This window comes from Priestia sp. LL-8, from assembly GCF_036227845.1.
GTDB classification, from domain to species: domain Bacteria; phylum Bacillota; class Bacilli; order Bacillales; family Bacillaceae_H; genus Priestia; species Priestia zanthoxyli.
The window spans coordinates 573,983-596,752 of sequence record NZ_JAZAQH010000001.1; the positions used below are offsets into that span (position 1 = coordinate 573,983).

At 41.4% G+C, this 22,770-nt stretch carries 13 protein-coding genes, 10 tRNA genes and 3 rRNA genes; 24 read left to right on the top strand and 2 right to left on the bottom strand.

Annotated elements, in window-relative coordinates; genetic code table 11:
• Window positions 1-122: 122 nt before the first annotated feature.
• From hemE to U9R83_RS03080, 4 genes are all read left to right on the top strand, one after another.
• A complete protein-coding gene (hemE, locus tag U9R83_RS03065) occupies window positions 123-1,166 on the top strand; it encodes a uroporphyrinogen decarboxylase (protein ID WP_013055329.1) in 1,044 nt (347 codons plus the stop codon).
• 97 nt (window positions 1,167-1,263) lie between these two features.
• The gene (gene hemH / locus U9R83_RS03070) at window positions 1,264-2,196 is read left to right on the top strand and encodes a ferrochelatase (protein WP_028412544.1); all 933 of its coding nucleotides are present in this window, start codon (window positions 1,264-1,266) and stop codon (window positions 2,194-2,196) included.
• A 137-nt stretch (window positions 2,197-2,333) separates the two neighbouring features.
• Complete coding sequence (gene hemY, locus U9R83_RS03075) at window positions 2,334-3,755, top strand: protoporphyrinogen oxidase (RefSeq protein WP_028412543.1); 1,422 nt, start codon at window positions 2,334-2,336, stop codon at window positions 3,753-3,755.
• Between the two features lie 162 nt (window positions 3,756-3,917).
• Complete coding sequence (locus U9R83_RS03080; RefSeq protein ID WP_042992340.1) at window positions 3,918-4,487, top strand: TetR/AcrR family transcriptional regulator; 570 nt, start codon at window positions 3,918-3,920, stop codon at window positions 4,485-4,487.
• 52 nt (window positions 4,488-4,539) lie between these two features.
• On the opposite strand, the gene U9R83_RS03085 is transcribed toward U9R83_RS03080, so the two are convergent.
• On the bottom strand, window positions 4,540-6,711 hold the full coding sequence (locus U9R83_RS03085; protein WP_014461658.1) for a peptidoglycan D,D-transpeptidase FtsI family protein: 2,172 nt from the start codon (window positions 6,709-6,711) through the stop codon (window positions 4,540-4,542).
• Between the two features lie 282 nt (window positions 6,712-6,993).
• On the opposite strand from U9R83_RS03085, the gene U9R83_RS03090 reads away from it, so the two are divergent.
• From U9R83_RS03090 to U9R83_RS03100, 3 genes are all read left to right on the top strand, one after another.
• Complete coding sequence (locus U9R83_RS03090) at window positions 6,994-8,283, top strand: ABC transporter substrate-binding protein (RefSeq protein ID WP_034654463.1); 1,290 nt, start codon at window positions 6,994-6,996, stop codon at window positions 8,281-8,283.
• Window positions 8,284-8,431: 148 nt separating this feature from the next.
• Window positions 8,432-10,252 (top strand): cache domain-containing sensor histidine kinase, encoded by a 1,821-nt coding sequence (locus U9R83_RS03095; RefSeq protein WP_042992339.1) that lies wholly within the window; start codon window positions 8,432-8,434, stop codon window positions 10,250-10,252.
• Complete coding sequence (locus U9R83_RS03100) at window positions 10,230-11,813, top strand: response regulator transcription factor (RefSeq protein WP_243550234.1); 1,584 nt, start codon at window positions 10,230-10,232, stop codon at window positions 11,811-11,813. Before U9R83_RS03095 ends, U9R83_RS03100 begins: the two co-directional genes overlap by 23 nt.
• Before the next feature lie 38 nt (window positions 11,814-11,851).
• Here U9R83_RS03100 and yhfH read toward each other — a convergent pair whose 3' ends face one another.
• The gene (gene yhfH, locus U9R83_RS03105) at window positions 11,852-11,983 is read right to left on the bottom strand and encodes a protein YhfH (protein ID WP_013055337.1); all 132 of its coding nucleotides are present in this window, start codon (window positions 11,981-11,983) and stop codon (window positions 11,852-11,854) included.
• A 228-nt stretch (window positions 11,984-12,211) separates the two neighbouring features.
• On the opposite strand from yhfH, the gene U9R83_RS03110 reads away from it, so the two are divergent.
• From U9R83_RS03110 to U9R83_RS03190, 17 genes are all read left to right on the top strand, one after another.
• On the top strand, window positions 12,212-12,943 hold the full coding sequence (locus U9R83_RS03110) for an MBL fold metallo-hydrolase (protein WP_014461654.1): 732 nt from the start codon (window positions 12,212-12,214) through the stop codon (window positions 12,941-12,943).
• Window positions 12,944-12,958: 15 nt separating this feature from the next.
• The gene (locus U9R83_RS03115) at window positions 12,959-13,948 is read left to right on the top strand and encodes a lipoate--protein ligase (protein WP_014461653.1); all 990 of its coding nucleotides are present in this window, start codon (window positions 12,959-12,961) and stop codon (window positions 13,946-13,948) included.
• 169 nt (window positions 13,949-14,117) lie between these two features.
• Window positions 14,118-15,650 carry a fatty acid--CoA ligase family protein gene (locus U9R83_RS03120; RefSeq protein WP_014461652.1) on the top strand — a complete coding sequence of 511 codons (1,533 nt, stop codon included), beginning with the start codon at window positions 14,118-14,120 and terminating at the stop codon, window positions 15,648-15,650.
• A gap of 35 nt (window positions 15,651-15,685) precedes the next feature.
• Complete coding sequence (locus U9R83_RS03125; RefSeq protein WP_014461651.1) at window positions 15,686-16,462, top strand: enoyl-CoA hydratase-related protein; 777 nt, start codon at window positions 15,686-15,688, stop codon at window positions 16,460-16,462.
• A 409-nt stretch (window positions 16,463-16,871) separates the two neighbouring features.
• Window positions 16,872-18,423: ribosomal RNA gene (locus U9R83_RS03130) — 16S ribosomal RNA — on the top strand.
• Between the two features lie 258 nt (window positions 18,424-18,681).
• Window positions 18,682-21,617 (top strand): 23S ribosomal RNA (locus U9R83_RS03135).
• Window positions 21,618-21,680: 63 nt separating this feature from the next.
• Window positions 21,681-21,796: ribosomal RNA gene (rrf, locus tag U9R83_RS03140) — 5S ribosomal RNA — on the top strand.
• Together the 16S, 23S and 5S rRNA genes with 10 tRNA genes alongside form the textbook arrangement of a ribosomal RNA operon.
• A 111-nt stretch (window positions 21,797-21,907) precedes the next feature.
• Window positions 21,908-21,983, top strand: a tRNA-Val gene (locus tag U9R83_RS03145).
• A gap of 4 nt (window positions 21,984-21,987) precedes the next feature.
• A tRNA-Thr gene (locus U9R83_RS03150) sits at window positions 21,988-22,063 on the top strand.
• 8 nt (window positions 22,064-22,071) lie between these two features.
• Window positions 22,072-22,155, top strand: a tRNA-Tyr gene (locus U9R83_RS03155).
• Window positions 22,156-22,162: 7 nt separating this feature from the next.
• Window positions 22,163-22,237: transfer RNA gene (locus U9R83_RS03160), tRNA-Gln, on the top strand.
• A 4-nt stretch (window positions 22,238-22,241) separates the two neighbouring features.
• Window positions 22,242-22,314: transfer RNA gene (locus U9R83_RS03165), tRNA-Lys, on the top strand.
• A gap of 9 nt (window positions 22,315-22,323) precedes the next feature.
• Window positions 22,324-22,398, top strand: a tRNA-Gly gene (locus U9R83_RS03170).
• A gap of 6 nt (window positions 22,399-22,404) precedes the next feature.
• A tRNA-Arg gene (locus U9R83_RS03175) sits at window positions 22,405-22,481 on the top strand.
• Between the two features lie 4 nt (window positions 22,482-22,485).
• Window positions 22,486-22,562, top strand: a tRNA-Pro gene (locus tag U9R83_RS03180).
• A gap of 5 nt (window positions 22,563-22,567) precedes the next feature.
• Window positions 22,568-22,643 (top strand) — tRNA-Ala (locus U9R83_RS03185).
• A gap of 30 nt (window positions 22,644-22,673) precedes the next feature.
• A tRNA-Met gene (locus U9R83_RS03190) sits at window positions 22,674-22,750 on the top strand.
• The last annotated feature ends 20 nt before the right edge of the window (window positions 22,751-22,770 follow it).

A 22,770-nucleotide genomic window follows, 5' to 3' on the forward strand; every position in this document is an offset into this window, starting at 1 on the left:
GACAAGTAGAGAATATAACGTGAAACTTTAATCAGTAGAGGAACCGGTATGTTCCTTTGCTGATTATTGTCTGTCTAATCGAAGAAAATACGGATGGAAGACAATCGAGAAAGGTGGAAATTATGAGTCAAGGAACGTTTAACGATACTTTTTTAAAAGCCTGTAGAGGGGAAAAAACGGATCATGTTCCGGTTTGGTATATGCGCCAAGCAGGGCGTTCACAGCCGGAATACCGAAAGCTAAAAGAGAAGTACTCTCTATTTGAAATCACTCATCAGCCGGAGCTTGGGGCATACGTAACACGCCTGCCCGTTGAACAGTACGGAGTGGATGCAGCTATTTTATATAAAGATATAATGTCACCGCTTCCTTCAATTGGAGTGGATGTTGAAATCAAGTCAGGAATTGGTCCTGTCATTTCTAATCCAATTCAATCTTTAAGCGATGTAGAAAAGCTAGGAGAAATTACCCCGGAAGAAGATGTTCCGTATGTATTAGATACGATTAAGCTGTTAACAACAGAACAGTTAAACGTACCTCTAATTGGTTTTGCCGGTGCTCCTTTCACAGTAGCAAGCTATATGATTGAAGGAGGACCTTCAAAAAACTATAATAAAACAAAAGCATTTATGTACACGGAACCTAAAGCATGGTTTGCGCTAATGGATAAGTTAGCAGATATGACGATTACATATGTAAAAGCGCAAATTGACGCTGGAGCAAAAGCCATTCAAATCTTTGATTCATGGGTGGGGGCTTTAAATGTAGCGGATTATCGTTATTTTATAAAGCCTGTTATGGAGCGGATTTTTACCTCTTTGCGCGAAAAAAATGTACCTCTCATTATGTTTGGAGTAGGAGCAAGTCATTTGGCAAAAGAATGGCATGATCTGCCGCTGGATGTAGTGGGATTAGATTGGAGAACACAGCTGGATGAAGCACGTGCACTAGGCTTAACAAAAACACTGCAAGGAAACTTAGATCCTGCTATTTTGTTAGCTCCATGGGAAGTTATTGAAGAACGTGTAACAGAAATATTAGATAAAGGGATGGCCAGTCCTGGTTACATCTTCAACTTGGGGCACGGCGTCTTTCCACAGGTTCAGCCGGAAACGTTGAAGCGTTTAACAACCTTTATTCATGAATATTCTGCAAATAGACAATAAATTGTCAAATAATTTGGAGCGCTAAACTTTGAATTTTTCTTTTTATTCATGGCAAAATGAAGACAAGTATTGAATCTAACAAAGAGGTGTCGAACACATGAGTAAAAAAGTAATGGGATTACTTGTAATGGCATATGGAACACCATATAAAGAAGAAGATATTGAACGTTACTATACACATATCCGCCGCGGACGTAAACCTTCACCGGAAGCCTTGGAAGATTTACAAAACCGCTACGAAGCAATTGGGGGCATTTCACCTCTTGCAAAAATTACGCAGCAGCAAATGGAAAGTCTAGAAAAGCGCTTGAATGAAGTACAGGATGAAATTGAATTTAAAGCGTATCTTGGCTTAAAGCATATTGAACCGTTTGTTGAAGATGCAGTAGAAGCCATGCATAAAGACGGAATTAAAGAAGCGGTCAGCATTGTGCTTGCACCTCACTTTTCAACGTTTAGCGTAAAATCCTATAATGGACGCGCCAAAGAAACAGCTGAAAAATTAGGAGGACCAATCATTCATTCCGTAGAAAGCTGGTACAGTGAGCCAAAGTTCATTCAGTACTGGGCTACACGTGTTAAACAAACGTTTGATTTAATAGACGAAGAGAAACGCCAAAAAGCCGTATTGATTGTTTCTGCGCATAGCTTGCCAGAAAAAATTATTGCAGCAGGAGATCCATATCCAAATCAGCTTCAAGAAACAGCGGATTTAATTGCACAAGCAGCTGGTATTGAACATTACGAAATTGGCTGGCAAAGTGCTGGAAATACGCCTGAGCCATGGATAGGTCCTGATGTCCAAGATTTAACAAGAGAACTGCATGAAGAAAAAGGCTATACGTCGTTCGTCTATACCCCGGTTGGATTTATCGCGGACCACTTAGAAGTACTTTATGATAACGACTACGAATGCAAAGTGGTGACAGATGAAATTGGGGCTGATTATTACCGTCCTGAAATGCCGAATGCACAGCCTGAATTTATCGATGGGTTAGCTACAGTTGTGTTAAAACGAATTGCCCGTTAAGTCAATATAGATTCTTTGTACGTTGAACAGGGACGAAAAGTAACTTATAATCAATATAAAGAAAAGTAAGAAGCGAGCTATGGGTTTCCATAATCGCTTCTCTTTATATTGAATTTTACAGAAAAGGCGATGATAACATGACGGATAGACGAAAAAAGGTTGTCATCATCGGTGGAGGAATAACAGGTCTTTCAGCTGCCTATTATTTGCAAAAAAAAATAAAGGATCATCAGCTGCCTATTGATCTTCAACTAATAGAAGCGACGCATCGGCTTGGCGGGAAAATTCAAACGGTCAAACGAGACGGTTATTTATTTGAAAAAGGTCCTGATTCATTTTTAGCGCGTAAGCTAGCTGCTACAAAACTGGCAAAAGAAGTGGGGCTAGGTCGGGAGCTAGTCGGAAATGAAAAGGGAAAATCCTATATTCTGGTAAAAGATACACCGCATGCGCTGCCTGATGGTGCTGTAATGGGGATACCAACCAAGTTATCTCCTTTTATCACAACAGGGCTATTTTCGCCTGTTGGCAAGCTGCGCGCAGCAGCTGATTTTTTTATACCGAAGACAAAAAATCAGGATGACCGTTCGCTAGGCGTATTTTTTAGAAGACGGTTTGGTGATGAAGTTGTTGAAAATTTAATTGAGCCTCTATTATCAGGAATTTACGCAGGAGACGTTGATCGTTTGAGTTTAAGATCAACATTTCCACAGTTTTTGCATGCTGAACATAAGTATAGAAGCTTAATTGTTGGAATGAAAAAGCTAAAAGAAATTCACCCACAGCACGGTGATGATTCGGAGTTTAAAAAAAATAGCGTCTTTTTAACATTAAAAGAAGGTCTTCAATCGCTAGTAGATGGGGTAGAAAAAGCAATAGATCCTGATATTATTACAAAAGGAATAAAGGTAGAGAAAATTTATAAAGAAGATACCACATATGAATTATCGTTAAATAGCGGGAAAGTCATAAAAGCAGACAGCGTTATTGTAACTTCTCCTCATGCAGCTGCTCAGTCTATGCTTTCGGAATATAAAATATTCGAGCCGTTGAAGCATATGCCTTCCACTTCAGTAGCTACTGTTGTGATAGCCTTTGCAAAAGAAGCGCTGCAAGACAATCTAGATGCAATGAACATTGCCGTTTCAAGAAATAGCGATTACACGATTACGGCGTGCACATGGTTAAATAAAAAATGGCCCCACGCAGTTCCGGAAGGAAAAGTGCTGCTGAGATGTTTAGTTGGACGAACCGGAGACGAAGCTATTGTGGATCAGCCTGACGATGAAATTTTCAAAATTGTCCTAGACGATTTGAAGAAGCTCATCACAATTTCTGCTGAGCCTGAATTTTACGCCGTAACGAGATGGAAGCAGTCAATGCCTCAGTACACGGTCGGGCATCATGATATGCTAGATACAATGAACGAGCAGCTCGAAAAAGAGCTGGCCGGCCTTTATGTAGCAGGAAGCTCGTACGAGGGTCTAGGTATACCAGAATGTGTAGAGCAAGGAGAAGATGTGGCTAAAAAAGCGGTTAAATACGTGCAGCAGCTGTAGAAGTGGAGCGATGAATCAATGCTCCGCTTTTTTGTCTACTACCTGAAGAGAAAGGTTATGCTAAGAGAAGAGATTGTGGTTGAAAAGCAAAAGAAACTTATGCTATAGTAAAACCGTACTTGTTGACTGAAATATTCATTTGGTCAGAAAGAAGGGGATAACGTGGCTATAGACCGAAAGCAATCAGTTGTTGACGCAGCGTCAAAATCATTTGCGCTGTTTGGATATAAAGCAACGACTATGGAGCAAGTGGCGAAGCTTGCAAATGTCGGAAAAGGAACGATTTATACTTTTTTTAAAAACAAAGAAGAGTTATTCGATGAAATTGTTACACGAATGATTCGAGAAATGACAGATGCAGCTGAAACTGTCATTGACAGCAGCCGTCCTTTTTTTGAAAATGCCCAAGCAGCTATTTTTCGAATCTTAGAGTTCCGCACGGAGCATCAGCTCATGCTAAAGCTCGTGCAAGAACAGCAGTTAGGCACTACAGCAGTACAGGAAGTGCTGGTGCGAGTAGAAGAAGAGATTTTGACTTATATAAAAAATAAAATTGAAATTGCGATTTCTAAAAAAGAAATCAAACCGTGCAGCCCGGAGCTCACAGCTTTTTTATTATTTAAAATGTACATTGCACTCGTCTATGATTGGGAAAAACGGCATGAGCCGCTTTCAGAAGAAAAAATTGCTGAATTAATTGAACTATACTTTTTACGCGGTCTGTCTCAGTGAGATGGGCTTTTTTTATAGAAAAAACAAAAAAGGTCTCATGACGAGACCTTTTTTATTGTTCATTATCATCTTTTTTTACGCCGTTTAATTCTGTATTTCCTGTTTTTGCATCTTCTTCTTTTTGCTCTACTTCTTTTTCGCCTTCTTTTTTAAGGTCGAAGTAAGCTTTAATAGAATCGCCTGTAATAGTTTTACTTAACGTATTAGATGTACCTGCTACATAAGCAGAAGGGATGACAACCGCTACGGCTACTTCCGGATTATCATAAGGCGCGTATGAAACGAATGTAGAGTTACGGACACTTACGCCTTTATTAAAGGTTTCAGCTGTACCTGATTTACCCGCAATATTATACTGACGGTATTTCCCTGCATTAAGTAAACGACCTGTACCATGTGAGCTAGTAACTACGCGGCGGAAGCCCTGCTTAACAATATCAATTTCCGATTGACTCATTGTAATACGGTTTAATACTTCCGGCTCAAACGAGCTTTGTACGCTTCCTTTTAGTTCGCTATCAAGCTCAGGCTCACGAATTTCTTTTACTAAGTGTGGCTTCATACGATAGCCGCCGTTTGCAATCGTTGAAATGTATTGAACAAGCTGAAGCGGCGTGTACGTATCATATTGTCCAATACCAAAATCTAGTGCTTTACCTGGTTCATTTGTGACGCTGTTACGAATACCCGTTGATTCGTTTTCTAATTCGATGCCCGTTGAAATTCCAAGACCAAACTGGCTATAGTATGAGCGCAGCTTATTAAAGGTAGAAGGTGGAATGTTCAGTCTGCCGCCAGGGCGGTACGTTTCACCAGCCATGCTCATAACCGTGCGGTACATGAATACGTTTGATGATTGTTCTAGAGCTTTTTCGATTCCAGTAGCTCCCATATTATGTGAAGACTTTTTCTTAGTGCCCCCAGCAAATGTCATCGGTGCATCATAAAACACCGTTCCGGGCTGAATAGCGCCTGAGTCAAGACCTGCAAGAACAGTAGCTCCTTTTACAGCCGAACCTACTTCATAAGAAGTGGTCATGTTACCAAGAGCAAAATCTTGTACTTTTCGCGCTCCCGTCTTTTTATCTGTAACGAGCTGTTTGCCACCCATTGCTAAAATGTCTCCAGTGTGAGGATCCATCATAATAGCAAACGCGCGATCCATTAATCGTGAACCAGCTGCTCCGGATGTCACAGCTTTTGTTAAAATATCTTCAACTTGCTTTTGAAGCTCCATATCAATCGTTAAAATTAAGTCACTGCCGCGCTGACCTTCAGTAACGGTCTCCTGACTAACTAAGTTGCCAGAGCGGTCCGTTACGTTTTGTACGCGAGCTTTTTGACCGCGAAGGACGTCTTCATACTGCTTTTCCAAGTAACTTTTTCCTACTCGGTCGTTACGGCTGTAGCCGTGTGATAAGTAGTACTGCAAGTTTTCGCTTGGTAAGCCTTCATCAGCTGATGTGATTTTACCAAGCAATGTGCTAAGTAAGTCATCGTATGTATACATACGATCCCAATAAGTTGTTGTATCAACGCCCGGTAATTCACCCAGCTGCTCACTAATAACGGCAAGCTCTTTATCAGTTAAGCCGCTTTTAATAATTTGAGCGGTTAACGCGTAGCCGCCTTCCATCTTACTTTTAATAGCAATCACTTCAAGGTCATCTTTCACCGACAAAAGTTCGTTTTTTGTGATGCGCTTCAGCTGAAGAGGATACAAATCATCTTCAGAAAGTTGACCTTCTTTTACTTTTTGCTTATCCGCTGCGGTAATTTTTTTCGCTGCTGCTTTTGGGTGAGTTGCAATCCAATAATCTTTTAAGTCACGTTCTGTTAGCTTAATCGTATTCTTATCTTTCTTTTTATCCGATTTGCCAAAAACGTCTGTTGTAACAGGAACATCAATAAGAGTGGCAAGCTTTTTAGCTACTTTTAGCTTGTCTTCTTGAGTGACGCCTTTCAAACGCGTGTACGTGACAGCGTTCAACGGTTTATTATCCACGATAACGCGGTCATAGCGGTCTAGCATCTTTCCGCGAGGAACCGGTGAATCTACCGTTTCATCTTCTGTTTTTTCAACTTCTCGTTTATAGTTCTCTCCGTACACGATCTGTACGAAGCCTAATCGTAAAATGAGTGCAGAAAAAAGCAGGAAAACCACAATAAACAGCCAGTTAATTCTAAATGAGACATGTGTTTTTTTGCGCTTTTTAGTTTTCATGTAAACCCCTTCACTTCGTTTATACAAGTTAAAAAAATTCATAAATTTTCTTATGAATCTATCACTCTACATATTAACATAATTTTGTCTATAAATGTTATTAGGTGGAATAAAACAGCCAAAAAAAATTATAGAAATTTTTGCGGAAGAAGAGAGACCTGTCGAAGGGTGCTGAAAGAGGGTGTTCAATATTTTCCACTCGGTTGTTCAATATTGTTACCTGTTCAAATGTCCTAGAATCGGTAAAATAAAGAGAGATAGATATCAAGGGGGGCAAAACGAATGAAAATGAAAAGGCTTTCAATAATGTCTGGCGTGTTAGCAACATCACTTTTATTTGCGACAGCATGTTCAAACTCAGGTACGGATTCAAAAGCAAGTAAATCAACAGGCTCAGGTGATCAAGTTGTTATTGATATGTTCCAGTTTAAAGTGGAAATTGCAGATCAGCTGAAAGAATTAACGGATGAATATACAAAAGAACATCCAAACGTAAAGTTTAACATCCAAACAGTCGGCGGAGGCGCGGACTATGGTGCAGCATTAAAAGCACAGTTTGCCTCTGGAAATGAACCTGATATCTTCAATAATGGAGGGTTCCAAGAAGCGCAAACGTGGAAGGATAAATTAGAAGATTTATCTGATCAGCCGTGGGTAGATAATTTGTATGATATCGCTAAAGAACCGATGACAATGGACGGGAAAATCTATGGTCAGCCGCTAAACTTAGAAGGTTATGGTTTTATTTATAATAAAGATTTATTTGAAAAAGCAGGCATTAAAGAATTGCCTAAGACGCTGCCAGAATTAGAAGCAGCTTCTAAAAAGCTTAAAGCAAAAGGCATTACGCCATTTTCTAACGGATACGGCGAGTGGTGGGTGCTAGGTAACCACTTATTTAATATTCCAATGGCGCAGCAAGACGATCCAGATGCGTTTATTAAAGGTCTAAACGAAGGAAAAGCAAAATTTGAAGGCAATGAAACGTTTAAGCAATTTATGAATCTGTTCGATTTAACGTTAAAGTATGGAAATAAAAATCCACTAACGACAGACTACAATACACAAGTTACTCAATTTGCTTCTGGTGAAACAGCGATGATGCAACAAGGTAACTGGACGGTAAATATGATCACGAAAATCAATCCGGACATGAAAATGGGCTTTATCCCAATGCCAATCAGCAACGATGCGAAGAAAAATGATAAATTAGCAATCGGGGTTCCAAATAACTGGGTAGTGAACAAAAATGCGCCAGATGCAGATAAAAAAGCAGCGAAGGAATTCTTAAATTGGATGGTTTCTTCTAAAGAGGGTCAAAAATTCTTAGTTGAAAAGTTCAAGTTCATTCCAGCGTTCAAAAACATCGACGGAAAAGGAATCGATTCTTTATCTGATGATATCTTAAAATACTCTGAAGAAGGTAAAACATTGTCTTGGAACTGGTTTAAATATCCGGAAGGAACGGTTCAAGAAGTAGGCGCAGCAATGCAGTCTTATGCAGGCAAACAAATGACGGAAGAAGAGTTTATGAAGAAATTAGATACAATTTGGGCGAAAATGAAGAAATAAACAAGAAGTCCGCGTGGAAACCGCGGACTTTTTAGTGTGAAAAAATAGACGTCTAGATTCATAGTGATGAAAAATAATAGTTAATTGAAAGCGCTTTTAATGTATAATAATAGTCATAATGTATGACATTAGTCAAAGGAGGTTGTTTGTGAAAGGCTGGAGCATACGCAAGAAATTAATTTTGTTTTTCTTATTCGCAACCGTTATTCCATTTCTAATTTCAACGATTTTTACGTATCAATACACAAAAGAAACGGTTAAGAATCGATTTATTTCTACCAACTATCAAGTTATTAAAAATGGAAGCAATGATTTGAGTGATTACTTAAATGAAATTGCTAATATTACAAAAAGGCTATACGGCTACCACCCATTTATTAAAGTGTTAGATGAAGGCGTATCAAGTGACTTAGGAGCCAATCAGCTGGAAATATCACGCACTCTTCTTTATTTATATAATACTCGTCCAGAGATTGAACAGCTCCATCTTTATATTGAGAACGGGCATGACTCGTATACAGCTTATAATTCGAAAGTGAGCAGCAGAGGGAAGTACGATGATATTTACACTCAGCCTTACTATTCTTATTTAAATAAAAATCATAAATTTCTTGCCATTGAGCCTACCCATGAAATTTATAGCTACAATAATTTATCAACGTTAATTGACTCACTGCCGAATCAAGTTATTAGCTTTCATCAGCGGATTGATGAAATTCCATCAGACAGGCTGTTAGCTTATCTATCCTTAGACATTAATATGACCCAGATTCAATCTATATCGCAGCGTTTATATAATGAAGAGTCAGAAGATTTTTATTTAATGAACAATAAAGGGAAGGTTTTGTATTCCTCTGATTCAAAGGTTATTGGAAAAAATGAAAATTACGCGTGGGTGCAGGCGCTCACTTCTCAAAAAGACCATAGCATGGAATGGGAAGATAAAAGCTTCTCAGGCGTATTAATGTATGAAAAGCTTAAGCAGCCCTTTGAGGACTTGTACATTGTGAAACGAATTCCTTACAGTGTTTTATATGAGGATGCAAGAAAGACAGCACTTATGAATGTATTAATTGGCCTGCCATTTTTGTGTATGCTCGTTATCGCTACGCTTTTTATATCAGTACGTTTTACACAGCCGATTAACGTATTGATTCGCAATATGAAAGAAGTGGAAAAAGGATCATTTGAGGTGCGGTTCAAGTCGCTTGGAAACGATGAATTTGGTGTTTTAGGAAGGCATTTTACCTCTATGGTAGAAACAATTAATGACTTGATTGAACGTAAATTTCGATTGGAATTAGAAAATAAATCAACGCAGCTAAAAGTGCTGCAGTCACAAATTAATCCGCATTTTTTATACAACGCATTTCAATCGATTGGAACTCTTGCTCTTAAGCATAAAGCAGTTGAAGTATATTCTTTATTAACCTCACTTTCTCACATTATGCGTTACAGCATGAATATGAAAGAGGATATCGTTAGCTTAAAGCAAGAAGTCGATCACGTAAAAGCTTTCTTGAGTCTGCAGAAGCAGCGGTTTGGTTCAAAGTTTGAGTATGAGTTAAATATCGAAAAAGAGGCAGAGCTTATGCGAATACCGAAAATGATTTTACAGCCTCTTGTTGAGAATTCTTTTAAGCATGGATTCGAAACCCGCACAGGAAGCGGAAAGCTGTTGATTTCAGCGAAGTTGAACGGAGAAGAACTGATTCTAACTGTTTCTGACAACGGAAAAGGGATAGGAGAGCAAAAGTTGAATCAATTAAAAACGAGACTTCAGCAATCGTATAATCAAACAGATGAGCATATTGGGTTGCAAAATATTTATGAACGACTTCGCATCTACTATGGAGATCATGCTTCAATGCAAATTAGCAGTCAAGAAAATCACGATTTTACCGTTGTCATAAAGCTAACAACAATTGAAGAAAAGAGGGATAGTGATGAAAGTATTAATCGTGGATGATGAAGAGCATGTAAGAGAAGGAATAAAGCTGCTTGGACAGTGGGAAGAGCATGAAATTACAGATGTGATAGAAGCTGATAGCGGTGAGCAAGCGATTGCGCTTATCGAGGATCATGGACCGGAAATCATTTTTACTGATATGAAGATGCCTAATATCGATGGAATTGCTTTGTTGGAGTGGATTAAAGAGAATTCACCTTCTAGCAAAACGATTGTGGTAACAGGGTATGATGACTACCACTATATGCGTAAAGCTATTCATTTTGGAAGTACGGATTATATTCTAAAGCCAGTAGATCCTTCGATTTTAAACGATACGCTTGTACGAGCTGTAACCCAATGGAAGAAAGAAGAAGAGTCCAGAAAAGTCCATAATAGCAGCTATCGTTTAATCAATGAAATGAAGCCGATTTATCGAGATCGAAAACTGACGCAGTTAATGAACAATTATTTGCTAAATCAATCAATCTATGAAGAGTTTGGTTTCCATCTGACTAGAGAATATGAAGTGGGGATTGTACGTGTAGATGAATCCATTATTCGTTCTTTTGGAGGTGATCGGGATTTAGCCTATTTTTCAATTTTAAATGTAATCAATGAAATGCTGATGGCAGGAGAAAATGGGGTAGCCTTCCGTTACTTATCAAATAAGTGGGAAATTATCATTATATTTTGGAATGATTTTGAACGCATCACCGCTTTGCTGACGGCTTTACATACAGCAATTCGCCGTACGTTAGACGTGAGCTGTCGGATTGCAAGAGGGTGCAAAGTCTCTTCTATTGATCAGCTAATGAAATCCTATGAACATGCGAAAAACTCGCTTTTATTAAGCAATGTTCTTGATCAAAATAAAGTGAAGGTCTACGGCGAGCAAGACGTTTTAGCAAGTGCTTTATTAATAAATATGATGGATTATAACAGTAAAATTGAAGAAGCGCTGCAAGTAGGGAAGTTTGAAGCCTTTTTGCCGGTATTCAACGAAATTATCGCAGCTTTTGAAGCACAAAATTATCTATCATTAAAGCAAATTCTGCATTTTGAGCAGGAATATCAGCTGTTAAGCCAGCATTGGTTAAAAAGATATCACATTCCTTATACGATAAATAACGGTCCTGAATATGTTCTTTCTTTTTCCTATAACCAAGATGGGCAGTTTCAGATAGCAAAGTATGTAGAGAGAAAGAAGCGTGAAGTAAAGCGCTTTTTAAAAGTAATAAAAAGGTATAGCAAGCAAAACAATCGCGACGTTATTTATGAGATCGAACAATATTTGCAGCAAAATTTTCATCGAGATGTCAAGCTTCAAGAAATATCGGAACGTTTCTATTTAAGCCGTGAATACATTTCGAGGAAGTTTAAGCAAGAATTTCAAGAAAACATTTCAGATTATATGGTGAAAGTCAGAATGAATAAAGCCAAATCACTTTTACTAAATGAAGAACTAAAAATCTATGAAATTGCGAATATGATTGGTTATCATGATGATAAATACTTTCGAAAAGTGTTTAAAAAAGTAGAGGGCATTACGCCAAACGAGTATCGCAGTTTGACCGTATAAAAAAAGCTGAAACTGTTATAAAACAGTTTCAGCTTTTTTTATTTCATGATATCTAGACAGTGATCGCATTTATTTCCGTAGCACTCATGCTGTTCCTCGATGTCATTTCCGCATTCTACGCATTTTTTATTGGGTAATCTTTTGAAAAATTCAGTCATTTTTTCTAACATTTTAAATCCCCTCCGTTGGTTTTGTTACTAACATTGTATTATAACAGATGGTAAAATGTCAATTATGTTTTATAACAATTTAGCCTATTTTGCTATTCTAAGTGGTTATTTGTTATATAACAATGAGTTATTTCGATAAAATGGCGGAAACGAGTGCCTTTCAGTTAGTTTTCAAAAAAAAGTAGGGTATACTGAACGTAATAAAAATAGTACGAAAGGGTGATTGAAATGAAAGTAACTGTTATTGGTTTTTGGGGAGGATATCCCGCGGTTTCAGAAGCTACTTCTAGCTATTTAGTTGAGCACGATGGATTTCAGCTGCTTGTTGATTGTGGAAGCGGTGCATTGGCTCAGCTGCAAAAATATACAAAGCCAGAAGAAATAGATGCTATGATTTTATCTCATTATCATCATGATCACGTGGCTGATGTCGGAGTATTTCAATATGCACGCCTCATTCAGACTCATCTAGGTAACGCTGTTAAGGAACTTTCTATTTACGGACATACATATGATCAAGAAAGCTTCAACAAACTTACTCATAAAGGGATTACTAAAGGAGTAGAGTACGATCCGAGCCAAAAACTTGAAGTTGGACCTTTTACAATCGAATTTATGAAAACGAAACATCCAGTCGTTTGTTATGCCATGAGAATAAGCGCCGGTAATCAAACTGTCGTGTACACAGCGGACTCGAGTTATTTAGACGAATTTGTTTCCTTCTCAGAAGAAGCAGATCTTCTTATATGCGAATGTAATTTTTATGGAAATCAAGATGGAAGCGGCGCTGGACACATGACAAGTACAGAAGCCGGTACACTTGCTTCTAAAGCAAGTGTCAAACACCTTGTGCTTACTCACCTTCCGCACTATGGAGAACATCAACAGCTAGTAGAGGAAGCTGCTGCTCTTTATGGAGGTACGCTCACGTTAGCTGAATCAGGATATGTATGGGAATAACAAGGAGGAAAATGAATGTTATTTATTGATAATCAAAAAAATTATGATCCCCGAATTAACTTAGCAATTGAAGAGTATGCGCTCAAGCATCTAGACATTAATGAGACATATCTGCTGTTTTATATTAATGAACCTTCTATTATTATTGGGAAAAACCAGAACACCATTGAGGAGATTAATACAAAATATGTGGAAGATCAGCAAATTCATGTAGTGAGACGTCTATCTGGAGGCGGTGCCGTTTATCATGATAAAGGAAATTTAAACTTCAGCTTTATTACAAAAGATGATGGAAATAGCTTTCATAATTTTAAAAAGTTTACCGAGCCGGTCGTGGAAGCGTTAAAGAAGTTAGGAGTTAATGCTGAGCTAAGCGGACGAAATGATTTAATGGCCGAAGGACGAAAAATTTCTGGGAACGCTCAGTTTTCCACGAAAGGAAGAATGTTCAGTCACGGAACTCTTCTTTTTGATTCAGAAATTGAAAACGTCGTATCAGCGTTAAAAGTAAAAAAAGATAAAATTGAATCTAAAGGCATTAAATCCATTCGAAATAGAGTAGCAAATATCAGTGAATTTTTAGAACAGAAAGTAACGGTAGAAGAATTTAGAGAAATGCTGCTTCGGTATATCTTTGACGGAGAAGAAAATATAACAGAATATAAACTAACGGAAAAAGATTGGGAAAAGATTCATCAAATTTCTAAAGAGCGCTATCAGTCATGGGATTGGAACTATGGAAAATCACCTAAATTTAACTTACAGCACTCTCACCGCTTTCCTGTGGGACAAATTGACGTTCGTTTAGAAGTGAATAAAGGAAAAATCGATGCTTGCACCATTTACGGAGATTTCTTTGGAGTGGGTGACGTCCAGGAAGTACAGGGAAAATTAACAGGTGTTCGTTATGAAAAAGCTTCTATTGAACAAGCCTTAGAAGACATCGATATTCCACATTATTTTGGTAATATTACAAAAGAAGAGTTTGTTGAATTAATCTATTAAGAAAAAAGTCTGCTATATCAGGCTTTTTTTCTTTTTAAACAGATGAGTCTTGTCAATAGAACAGCAGTAACATTATAATAGGATAGAAGAAGTAAGAATTTTTACATTATTATGACTTAATAATGAATGGTTGTTCATTCATTCGTTATTAAAAGGAGGAAGTTATGAGATGAATTTGTCAGCACAGCTTCATAAAACAGCTGAGCAATTTCCACAAAAATCGGCATATGTTTTTATGGACCATGAAACATCTTACGCAGAGCTTGATGCATCGGTATCGAAGTTTGCTAATGGTCTGAAGCAATTAGGTGTAAAAAAAGGAGATCATATCGCTTTGATTGTCGGCAACTCGCCTCATTTTGTTATTGGATTGTACGGTGCTCTTCGAGTGGGAGCTACTGTTATACCCATTAATCCTATTTACACAGCGGATGAAATTAGCTACATGCTTCAGGATGGAGACGTAAAAGCAGTTATTGCAGTTGATTTACTTTTACCTATTTTAAAGAAAATCATTGGGCACATTCCGTTTCTGGAACATGTTATTTTATGCGAAACAACACACAAAGCGGAAAATATACCTTCTTATTTTCACTCGTTCTCGCAAGTTGTAAACAGAGGAGAAGCTACATATAATTTTCAGGAGTTAAAAGAAGAAGATGTGGCTATCATTCTTTATACGTCAGGAACAACTGGAAAACCAAAAGGAGCTATGCTTACACATAAAAATATTTATTCAAATGCTCAAGACGTAGCAGATTATTTAAGTATAAATGGGAATGACCGAGTCGTAGCTGCTTTACCGATGTTTCACGTATTTTGTTTAACTGTTTCATTGAATGCGCCTTTAATGAATGGAGGAACAGTATTAATTGAACCAAAATTCAGTCCATCTTCTATATTTGAATTAATTCAAAATCGACAAGCGACTATTTTTGCCGGCGTTCCCACAATGTATAATTTCTTACTTCAGCATGACAAAGGGAAAAAAGAGCACTTTCACACGGTAAGGCTTTGTATATCAGGCGGGGCATCAATGCCGGTGGCACTTCTAACCAATTTTGAACGTAAGTTTGGGGTAATGGTAGCAGAAGGGTATGGCTTATCTGAGGCTTCTCCTGTGACGTGTTTCAATCCGATTGACCGAGAGAGAAAAGCCGGTTCTATAGGTACATCTATTATGAATGTTGAAAATAAAGTGGTAAACGAACTAGGAGAAGAAGTAGAAGTAGGACAAGTTGGCGAACTTATTGTCAAAGGCCCTAACGTGATGAAAGGGTATTACAAGCTTCCTGAAGACACGGAATATGCTCTCCGAGATGGTTGGCTGTATACAGGTGACTTAGCAAGAATGGATAAGGAAGGTTATTTTTATATCGTTGACCGTAAAAAAGATTTAATTATTGTAGGAGGATATAATGTTTATCCTCGCGAAGTAGAAGAAGTGCTATATGCGCATCCAGATATTGTAGAAGTGGCTGTTATCGGAGTCCCTGATCCTTCCTTAGGTGAATGTGTCAAGTGTTACGTGGTTTGCAATAATCAAGAGATAACAGAAGAGAAGCTTATTGCCTACTGCAAAGAGCACCTTGCTAAATATAAAGTGCCAAGTGAAATTGAATTTTTAAAAGAACTTCCTAAAAATACAACGGGAAAAATTTTACGGCGTGCACTGAAGCAACAAGTATCTCAGGAGCGATAAAATGAAAGCGATTCCAATTTGGAGGTGGTAAAAGGATGTCATCTATTTCTTATGAAATGAAGGGACACGTCGCCCATGTGATACTGAACCGTCCGGAAGCGATGAATGCTTTTAATTACGATATGCTTAAAGAATTGGAAGAAGTAATTGAAGGAATTCGTATTCAAAAAGATATTCGAGTTGTGACGTTTAAAGGGGCAGGTGAAAAGTCTTTTAGCGTAGGGGCCGATTTAAAAGAACGTAAAACCCTCTCTGATCAAGAAGTAAAGCGCAATATTTACAAAATAGGAGAAGTGTTTTCGAAGATAGAGCAGCTTCCTCAGCCAACGATAGCAATCATCAATGGATATGCATTTGGAGGAGGAATGGAGCTGGCTTTAGCATGTGATTTCCGGATTGCTTCAACCGAAGCGCTTATGGGTTTAACGGAAACAAGCTTAGCGATTATACCAGGCGCAGGAGGAACACAGCGTCTCCCTCGGTTAGTTGGAGAAGCAAAAGCAATGGAACTAATTTTAACAGCTCAGCGTCTCTCAGCATCAGAAGCGAAAGAATGTGGTCTAGTAACGAAGGTGGCTCCCGGATATGAAATAGAAGAAACAATAGATATTTTTATCTCTCTTTTATTGAAAAATGGGCCAATTGCACTTCAGCAAGCAAAATTTGCTATCAAAGAAGGAATGAAGGCCGATTTGCAGACTGGTTTGCAAATTGAACGAAAAGCATATGAATTAACGATTCCGACAGAAGATCGTCTCGAGGCGCTTCAAGCATTTGCTGAGAAGAGAAGACCTAGTTTTAAAGGGAGATAAGAAAGGGCTGTCTAATGGACAGCTCTTTTTCAATTTCTTCATTTGTGAAGAAATTGAAAAAAGTAAAGGGTTCAAGAATATAAAAGGTAAAGTTTAAACCTAGCTTTTGGCTATAATATGATGATATCATCTAGATAAAACAACTATCTGAATCAAAAAGTAATGATTTCGAATTTTTTTCTTAAAAATTGTTGACTTTAATAAGGATATATTTTATTATTATAAAGCGTCGTTGAGATATAACAGTAACAACGAAGCAAAAAAAGAATTTTAAAAAGTTGTTGACATTACGTTGATAACTTGATAAGATAATAAAGTCGCTTAAGAGCGGCGGTTGAACTTTGAAAACTGAACAAAGCGACAAACGTCAACGTTAATTTTTATTTTTTAAATGAGCAAGTCAAACATTTCTTCGGAGAGTTTGATCCTGGCTCAGGATGAACGCTGGCGGCGTGCCTAATACATGCAAGTCGAGCGAACTGATTAGAAGCTTGCTTCTATGACGTTAGCGGCGGACGGGTGAGTAACACGTGGGCAACCTGCCTGTAAGACTGGGATAACTTCGGGAAACCGAAGCTAATACCGGATAGGATCTTCTCCTTCATGGGAGATGATTGAAAGATGGTTTCGGCTATCACTTACAGATGGGCCCGCGGTGCATTAGCTAGTTGGTGAGGTAACGGCTCACCAAGGCAACGATGCATAGCCGACCTGAGAGGGTGATCGGCCACACTGGGACTGAGACACGGCCCAGACTCCTACGGGAGGCAGCAGTAGGGAATCTTCCGCAATGGACGAAAGTCTGACGGAGCAACGCCGCGTGAGTGATGAAGGCTTTCGGGTCGTAAAACTCTGTTGTTAGGGAAGAACAAGTACGAGAGTAACTGCTTGTACCTTGACGGTACCTAACCAGAAAGCCACGGCTAACTACGTGCCAGCAGCCGCGGTAATACGTAGGTGGCAAGCGTTATCCGGAATTATTGGGCGTAAAGCGCGCGCAGGCGGTTTCTTAAGTCTGATGTGAAAGCCCACGGCTCAACCGTGGAGGGTCATTGGAAACTGGGGAACTTGAGTGCAGAAGAGAAAAGCGGAATTCCACGTGTAGCGGTGAAATGCGTAGAGATGTGGAGGAACACCAGTGGCGAAGGCGGCTTTTTGGTCTGTAACTGACGCTGAGGCGCGAAAGCGTGGGGAGCAAACAGGATTAGATACCCTGGTAGTCCACGCCGTAAACGATGAGTGCTAAGTGTTAGAGGGTTTCCGCCCTTTAGTGCTGCAGCTAACGCATTAAGCACTCCGCCTGGGGAGTACGGTCGCAAGACTGAAACTCAAAGGAATTGACGGGGGCCCGCACAAGCGGTGGAGCATGTGGTTTAATTCGAAGCAACGCGAAGAACCTTACCAGGTCTTGACATCCTCTGACAACTCTAGAGATAGAGCGTTCCCCTTCGGGGGACAGAGTGACAGGTGGTGCATGGTTGTCGTCAGCTCGTGTCGTGAGATGTTGGGTTAAGTCCCGCAACGAGCGCAACCCTTGATCTTAGTTGCCAGCATTTAGTTGGGCACTCTAAGGTGACTGCCGGTGACAAACCGGAGGAAGGTGGGGATGACGTCAAATCATCATGCCCCTTATGACCTGGGCTACACACGTGCTACAATGGATGGTACAAAGGGCTGCAAGACCGCGAGGTCAAGCCAATCCCATAAAACCATTCTCAGTTCGGATTGTAGGCTGCAACTCGCCTACATGAAGCTGGAATCGCTAGTAATCGCGGATCAGCATGCCGCGGTGAATACGTTCCCGGGCCTTGTACACACCGCCCGTCACACCACGAGAGTTTGTAACACCCGAAGTCGGTGGAGTAACCGTAAGGAGCTAGCCGCCTAAGGTGGGACAGATGATTGGGGTGAAGTCGTAACAAGGTAGCCGTATCGGAAGGTGCGGCTGGATCACCTCCTTTCTAAGGATTTTTACATGACGTACGTTTTGACACTTTGTTCAGTTTTGAGAGTTCAATCTCTCATTAATAATTGCGCCTGCGATTACTCGGCGCAGAACTGCACGTAGATATCACAGTGATGTTCATCATGATGTGATTGAAGTCAGTTGTTTTGTTCTTTGAAAACTAGATAACAGTAATTGCTGAGGAAAAGTGAAACTTTTCTTTAATCAAACCAATAAATAACACAACAATATGTTGTACCATTTATTCGCTAATGGTTAAGTTAGAAAGGGCGCACGGTGAATGCCTTGGCACTAGGAGCCGATGAAGGACGGGACTAACACCGATATGCTTCGGGGAGCTGTAAGTGAGCTTTGATCCGGAGATTTCCGAATGGGGAAACCCACTGTTCGTAATGGAACAGTATCTTTATCTGAATACATAGGATATTGAAGGCAGACCCGGGGAACTGAAACATCTAAGTACCCGGAGGAAGAGAAAGCAAATGCGATTTCCTGAGTAGCGGCGAGCGAAACGGAATTAGCCCAAACCAAGAGGCTTGCCTCTTGGGGTTGTAGGACACTCTATACGGAGTTACAAAGGAACGAAGTAAATGAAGCGACCTGGAAAGGTCCGTCGAAGAAGGTAACAACCCTGTAGTTGAAACTTCGTTCCCTCTTGAGTGGATCCTGAGTACGGCGGAACACGTGAAATTCCGTCGGAAGCTGGGAGGACCATCTCCCAAGGCTAAATACTACCTAGTGACCGATAGTGAACCAGTACCGTGAGGGAAAGGTGAAAAGCACCCCGGAAGGGGAGTGAAAGAGATCCTGAAACCGTGTGCCTACAAGTAGTCAGAGCCCGTTAACGGGTGATGGCGTGCCTTTTGTAGAATGAACCGGCGAGTTACGATCCCATGCAAGGTTAAGCTGATAAGGCGGAGCCGTAGCGAAAGCGAGTCTGAATAGGGCGTTTAGTATGTGGTTGTAGACCCGAAACCAGGTGATCTACCCATGTCCAGGGTGAAGTTCAGGTAACACTGAATGGAGGCCCGAACCCACGCACGTTGAAAAGTGCGGGGATGAGGTGTGGGTAGCGGAGAAATTCCAATCGAACCTGGAGATAGCTGGTTCTCTCCGAAATAGCTTTAGGGCTAGCCTCATGTTGTGAGAGTCTTGGAGGTAGAGCACTGATTGGACTAGGGGCCCCCAACGGGTTACCGAATTCAGTCAAACTCCGAATGCCAAAGACTTATCCATGGGAGTCAGACTGCGAGTGATAAGATCCGTAGTCAAAAGGGAAACAGCCCAGACCACCAGCTAAGGTCCCCAAGTATACGTTAAGTGGAAAAGGATGTGGAGTTGCTTAGACAACCAGGATGTTGGCTTAGAAGCAGCCACCATTTAAAGAGTGCGTAATAGCTCACTGGTCGAGTGACTCTGCGCCGAAAATGTACCGGGGCTAAACGTATCACCGAAGCTGTGGATTGACATCTTTGATGTCAGTGGTAGGAGAGCGTTCTAAGTGCAGCGAAGTCAGACCGTAAGGACTGGTGGAGCGCTTAGAAGTGAGAATGCCGGTATGAGTAGCGAAAGACAAGTGAGAATCTTGTCCACCGAATGCCTAAGGTTTCCTGAGGAAGGCTCGTCCGCTCAGGGTTAGTCGGGACCTAAGCCGAGGCTGAAAAGCGTAGGCGATGGCCAACAGGTTGATATTCCTGTACCACCTCCCCGCCGTTTGAGTAATGGGGGGACGCAGTAGGATAGGGTAAGCGCGCTGCTGGATATGCGCGTTCAAGCAGTTAGGCTGATGAGTAGGCAAATCCGCTCATCGTAAAGGCTGAGCTGTGATGACGAGGGAATTATAGTACCGAAGTTCCTGATTCCACACTGCCAAGAAAAGCCTCTAGCGAGGCGGGAGGTGCCCGTACCGCAAACCGACACAGGTAGGCGAGGAGAGAATCCTAAGGTGATCGAGAGAACTCTCGTTAAGGAACTCGGCAAAATGACCCCGTAACTTCGGGAGAAGGGGTGCTCTGGTAGGGTGTATAGCCCGAGAGAGCCGCAGTGAATAGGCCCAGGCGACTGTTTAGCAAAAACACAGGTCTCTGCGAAGCCGCAAGGCGAAGTATAGGGGCTGACGCCTGCCCGGTGCTGGAAGGTTAAGAGGAGGGGTTATCCTTTGGGAGAAGCTCTGAATCGAAGCCCCAGTAAACGGCGGTCGTAACTATAACGGTCCTAAGGTAGCGAAATTCCTTGTCGGGTAAGTTCCGACCCGCACGAAAGGCGTAACGATCTGGGCACTGTCTCAACGAGAGACTCGGTGAAATTATAGTACCTGTGAAGATGCAGGTTACCCGCGACAGGACGGAAAGACCCCGTGGAGCTTTACTGTAGCCTGATATTGAATTTTGGTACAGCTTGTACAGGATAGGTAGGAGCCTGAGAAGCCGGAGCGCTAGCTTCGGTGGAGGCGTCGGTGGGATACTACCCTGGCTGTATTGAAATTCTAACCCGCGGCCCTGATCGGGCCGGGAGACAGTGTCAGGTGGGCAGTTTGACTGGGGCGGTCGCCTCCTAAAATGTAACGGAGGCGCCCAAAGGTTCCCTCAGAATGGTTGGAAATCATTCGTAGAGTGTAAAGGCACAAGGGAGCTTGACTGCGAGACCTACAAGTCGAGCAGGGACGAAAGTCGGGCTTAGTGATCCGGTGGTTCCGCATGGAAGGGCCATCGCTCAACGGATAAAAGCTACCCCGGGGATAACAGGCTTATCTCCCCCAAGAGTCCACATCGACGGGGAGGTTTGGCACCTCGATGTCGGCTCATCGCATCCTGGGGCTGTAGTCGGTCCCAAGGGTTGGGCTGTTCGCCCATTAAAGCGGTACGCGAGCTGGGTTCAGAACGTCGTGAGACAGTTCGGTCCCTATCCGTCGTGGGCGTAGGAAATTTGAGAGGAGCTGTCCTTAGTACGAGAGGACCGGGATGGACACACCGCTGGTGTACCAGTTGTCTTGCCAAAGGCATCGCTGGGTAGCTATGTGTGGACGGGATAAGTGCTGAAAGCATCTAAGCATGAAGCCCCCCTCAAGATGAGATTTCCCATAGCGTAAGCTAGTAAGATCCCTGAAAGATGATCAGGTTGATAGGTCAGAGGTGGAAGCGTGGCGACATGTGTAGCTGACTGATACTAATCGATCGAGGACTTAACCAAACTTTTAAAAGCGTAAGCTTTACTCAGCGAACTGTTATCTAGTTTTGAGAGAGCAATCTCTTGTCTGGTGGCGATAGCGAAGAGGTCACACCCGTTCCCATACCGAACACGGAAGTTAAGCTCTTTAGCGCCAATGGTAGTTGGGACTTTGTCCCTGTGAGAGTAGGACGTTGCCAGGCAATGAATAAGACCCCTTTTTATGCTCTTGTAAAAGAGTCTAGGGGTTTTTTATTTGGCTCATTTGTAAAAAACTTATATACAATACACACTGAATGTTGTGTATGATATTTGGAGGATTAGCTCAGCTGGGAGAGCACCTGCCTTACAAGCAGGGGGTCGGCGGTTCGATCCCGTCATCCTCCACCACCGTGCCGGTGTAGCTCAACTGGTAGAGCAACTGACTTGTAATCAGTAGGTTGGGGGTTCAAGTCCTCTTGCCGGCACCATTTATATCGGAGGGGTAGCGAAGTGGCTAAACGCGGCGGACTGTAAATCCGCTCCTTCGGGTTCGGCAGTTCGAATCTGCCCCCCTCCACCATCTTTATTGGGCTATCGCCAAGCGGTAAGGCAACGGATTTTGATTCCGTCATGCGTTGGTTCGAATCCAGCTAGCCCAGCCATAGAGAGCCATTAGCTCAGTTGGTAGAGCATCTGACTTTTAATCAGAGGGTCGAAGGTTCGAGTCCTTCATGGCTCATTTTAATAAGCGGAAGTAGTTCAGTGGTAGAACACCACCTTGCCAAGGTGGGGGTCGCGAGTTCGAACCTCGTCTTCCGCTCCATATAAAGCGCCCGTAGCTCAATTGGATAGAGCGTTTGACTACGGATCAAAAGGTTAGGGGTTCGACTCCTCTCGGGCGCGCCATAAACGGGAAGTAGCTCAGCTTGGTAGAGCACTTGGTTTGGGACCAAGGGGTCGCAGGTTCGAATCCTGTCTTCCCGACCATTTATGGGGCCTTAGCTCAGCTGGGAGAGCGCCTGCCTTGCACGCAGGAGGTCAGCGGTTCGATCCCGCTAGGCTCCACCAATTAAATTAAATAATTGTAACGAATAATATGGCGGTGTAGCTCAGCTGGCTAGAGCGTACGGTTCATACCCGTGAGGTCGTGGGTTCGACTCCCTCCGCCGCTACCATATAAGTTACATTTGTTATA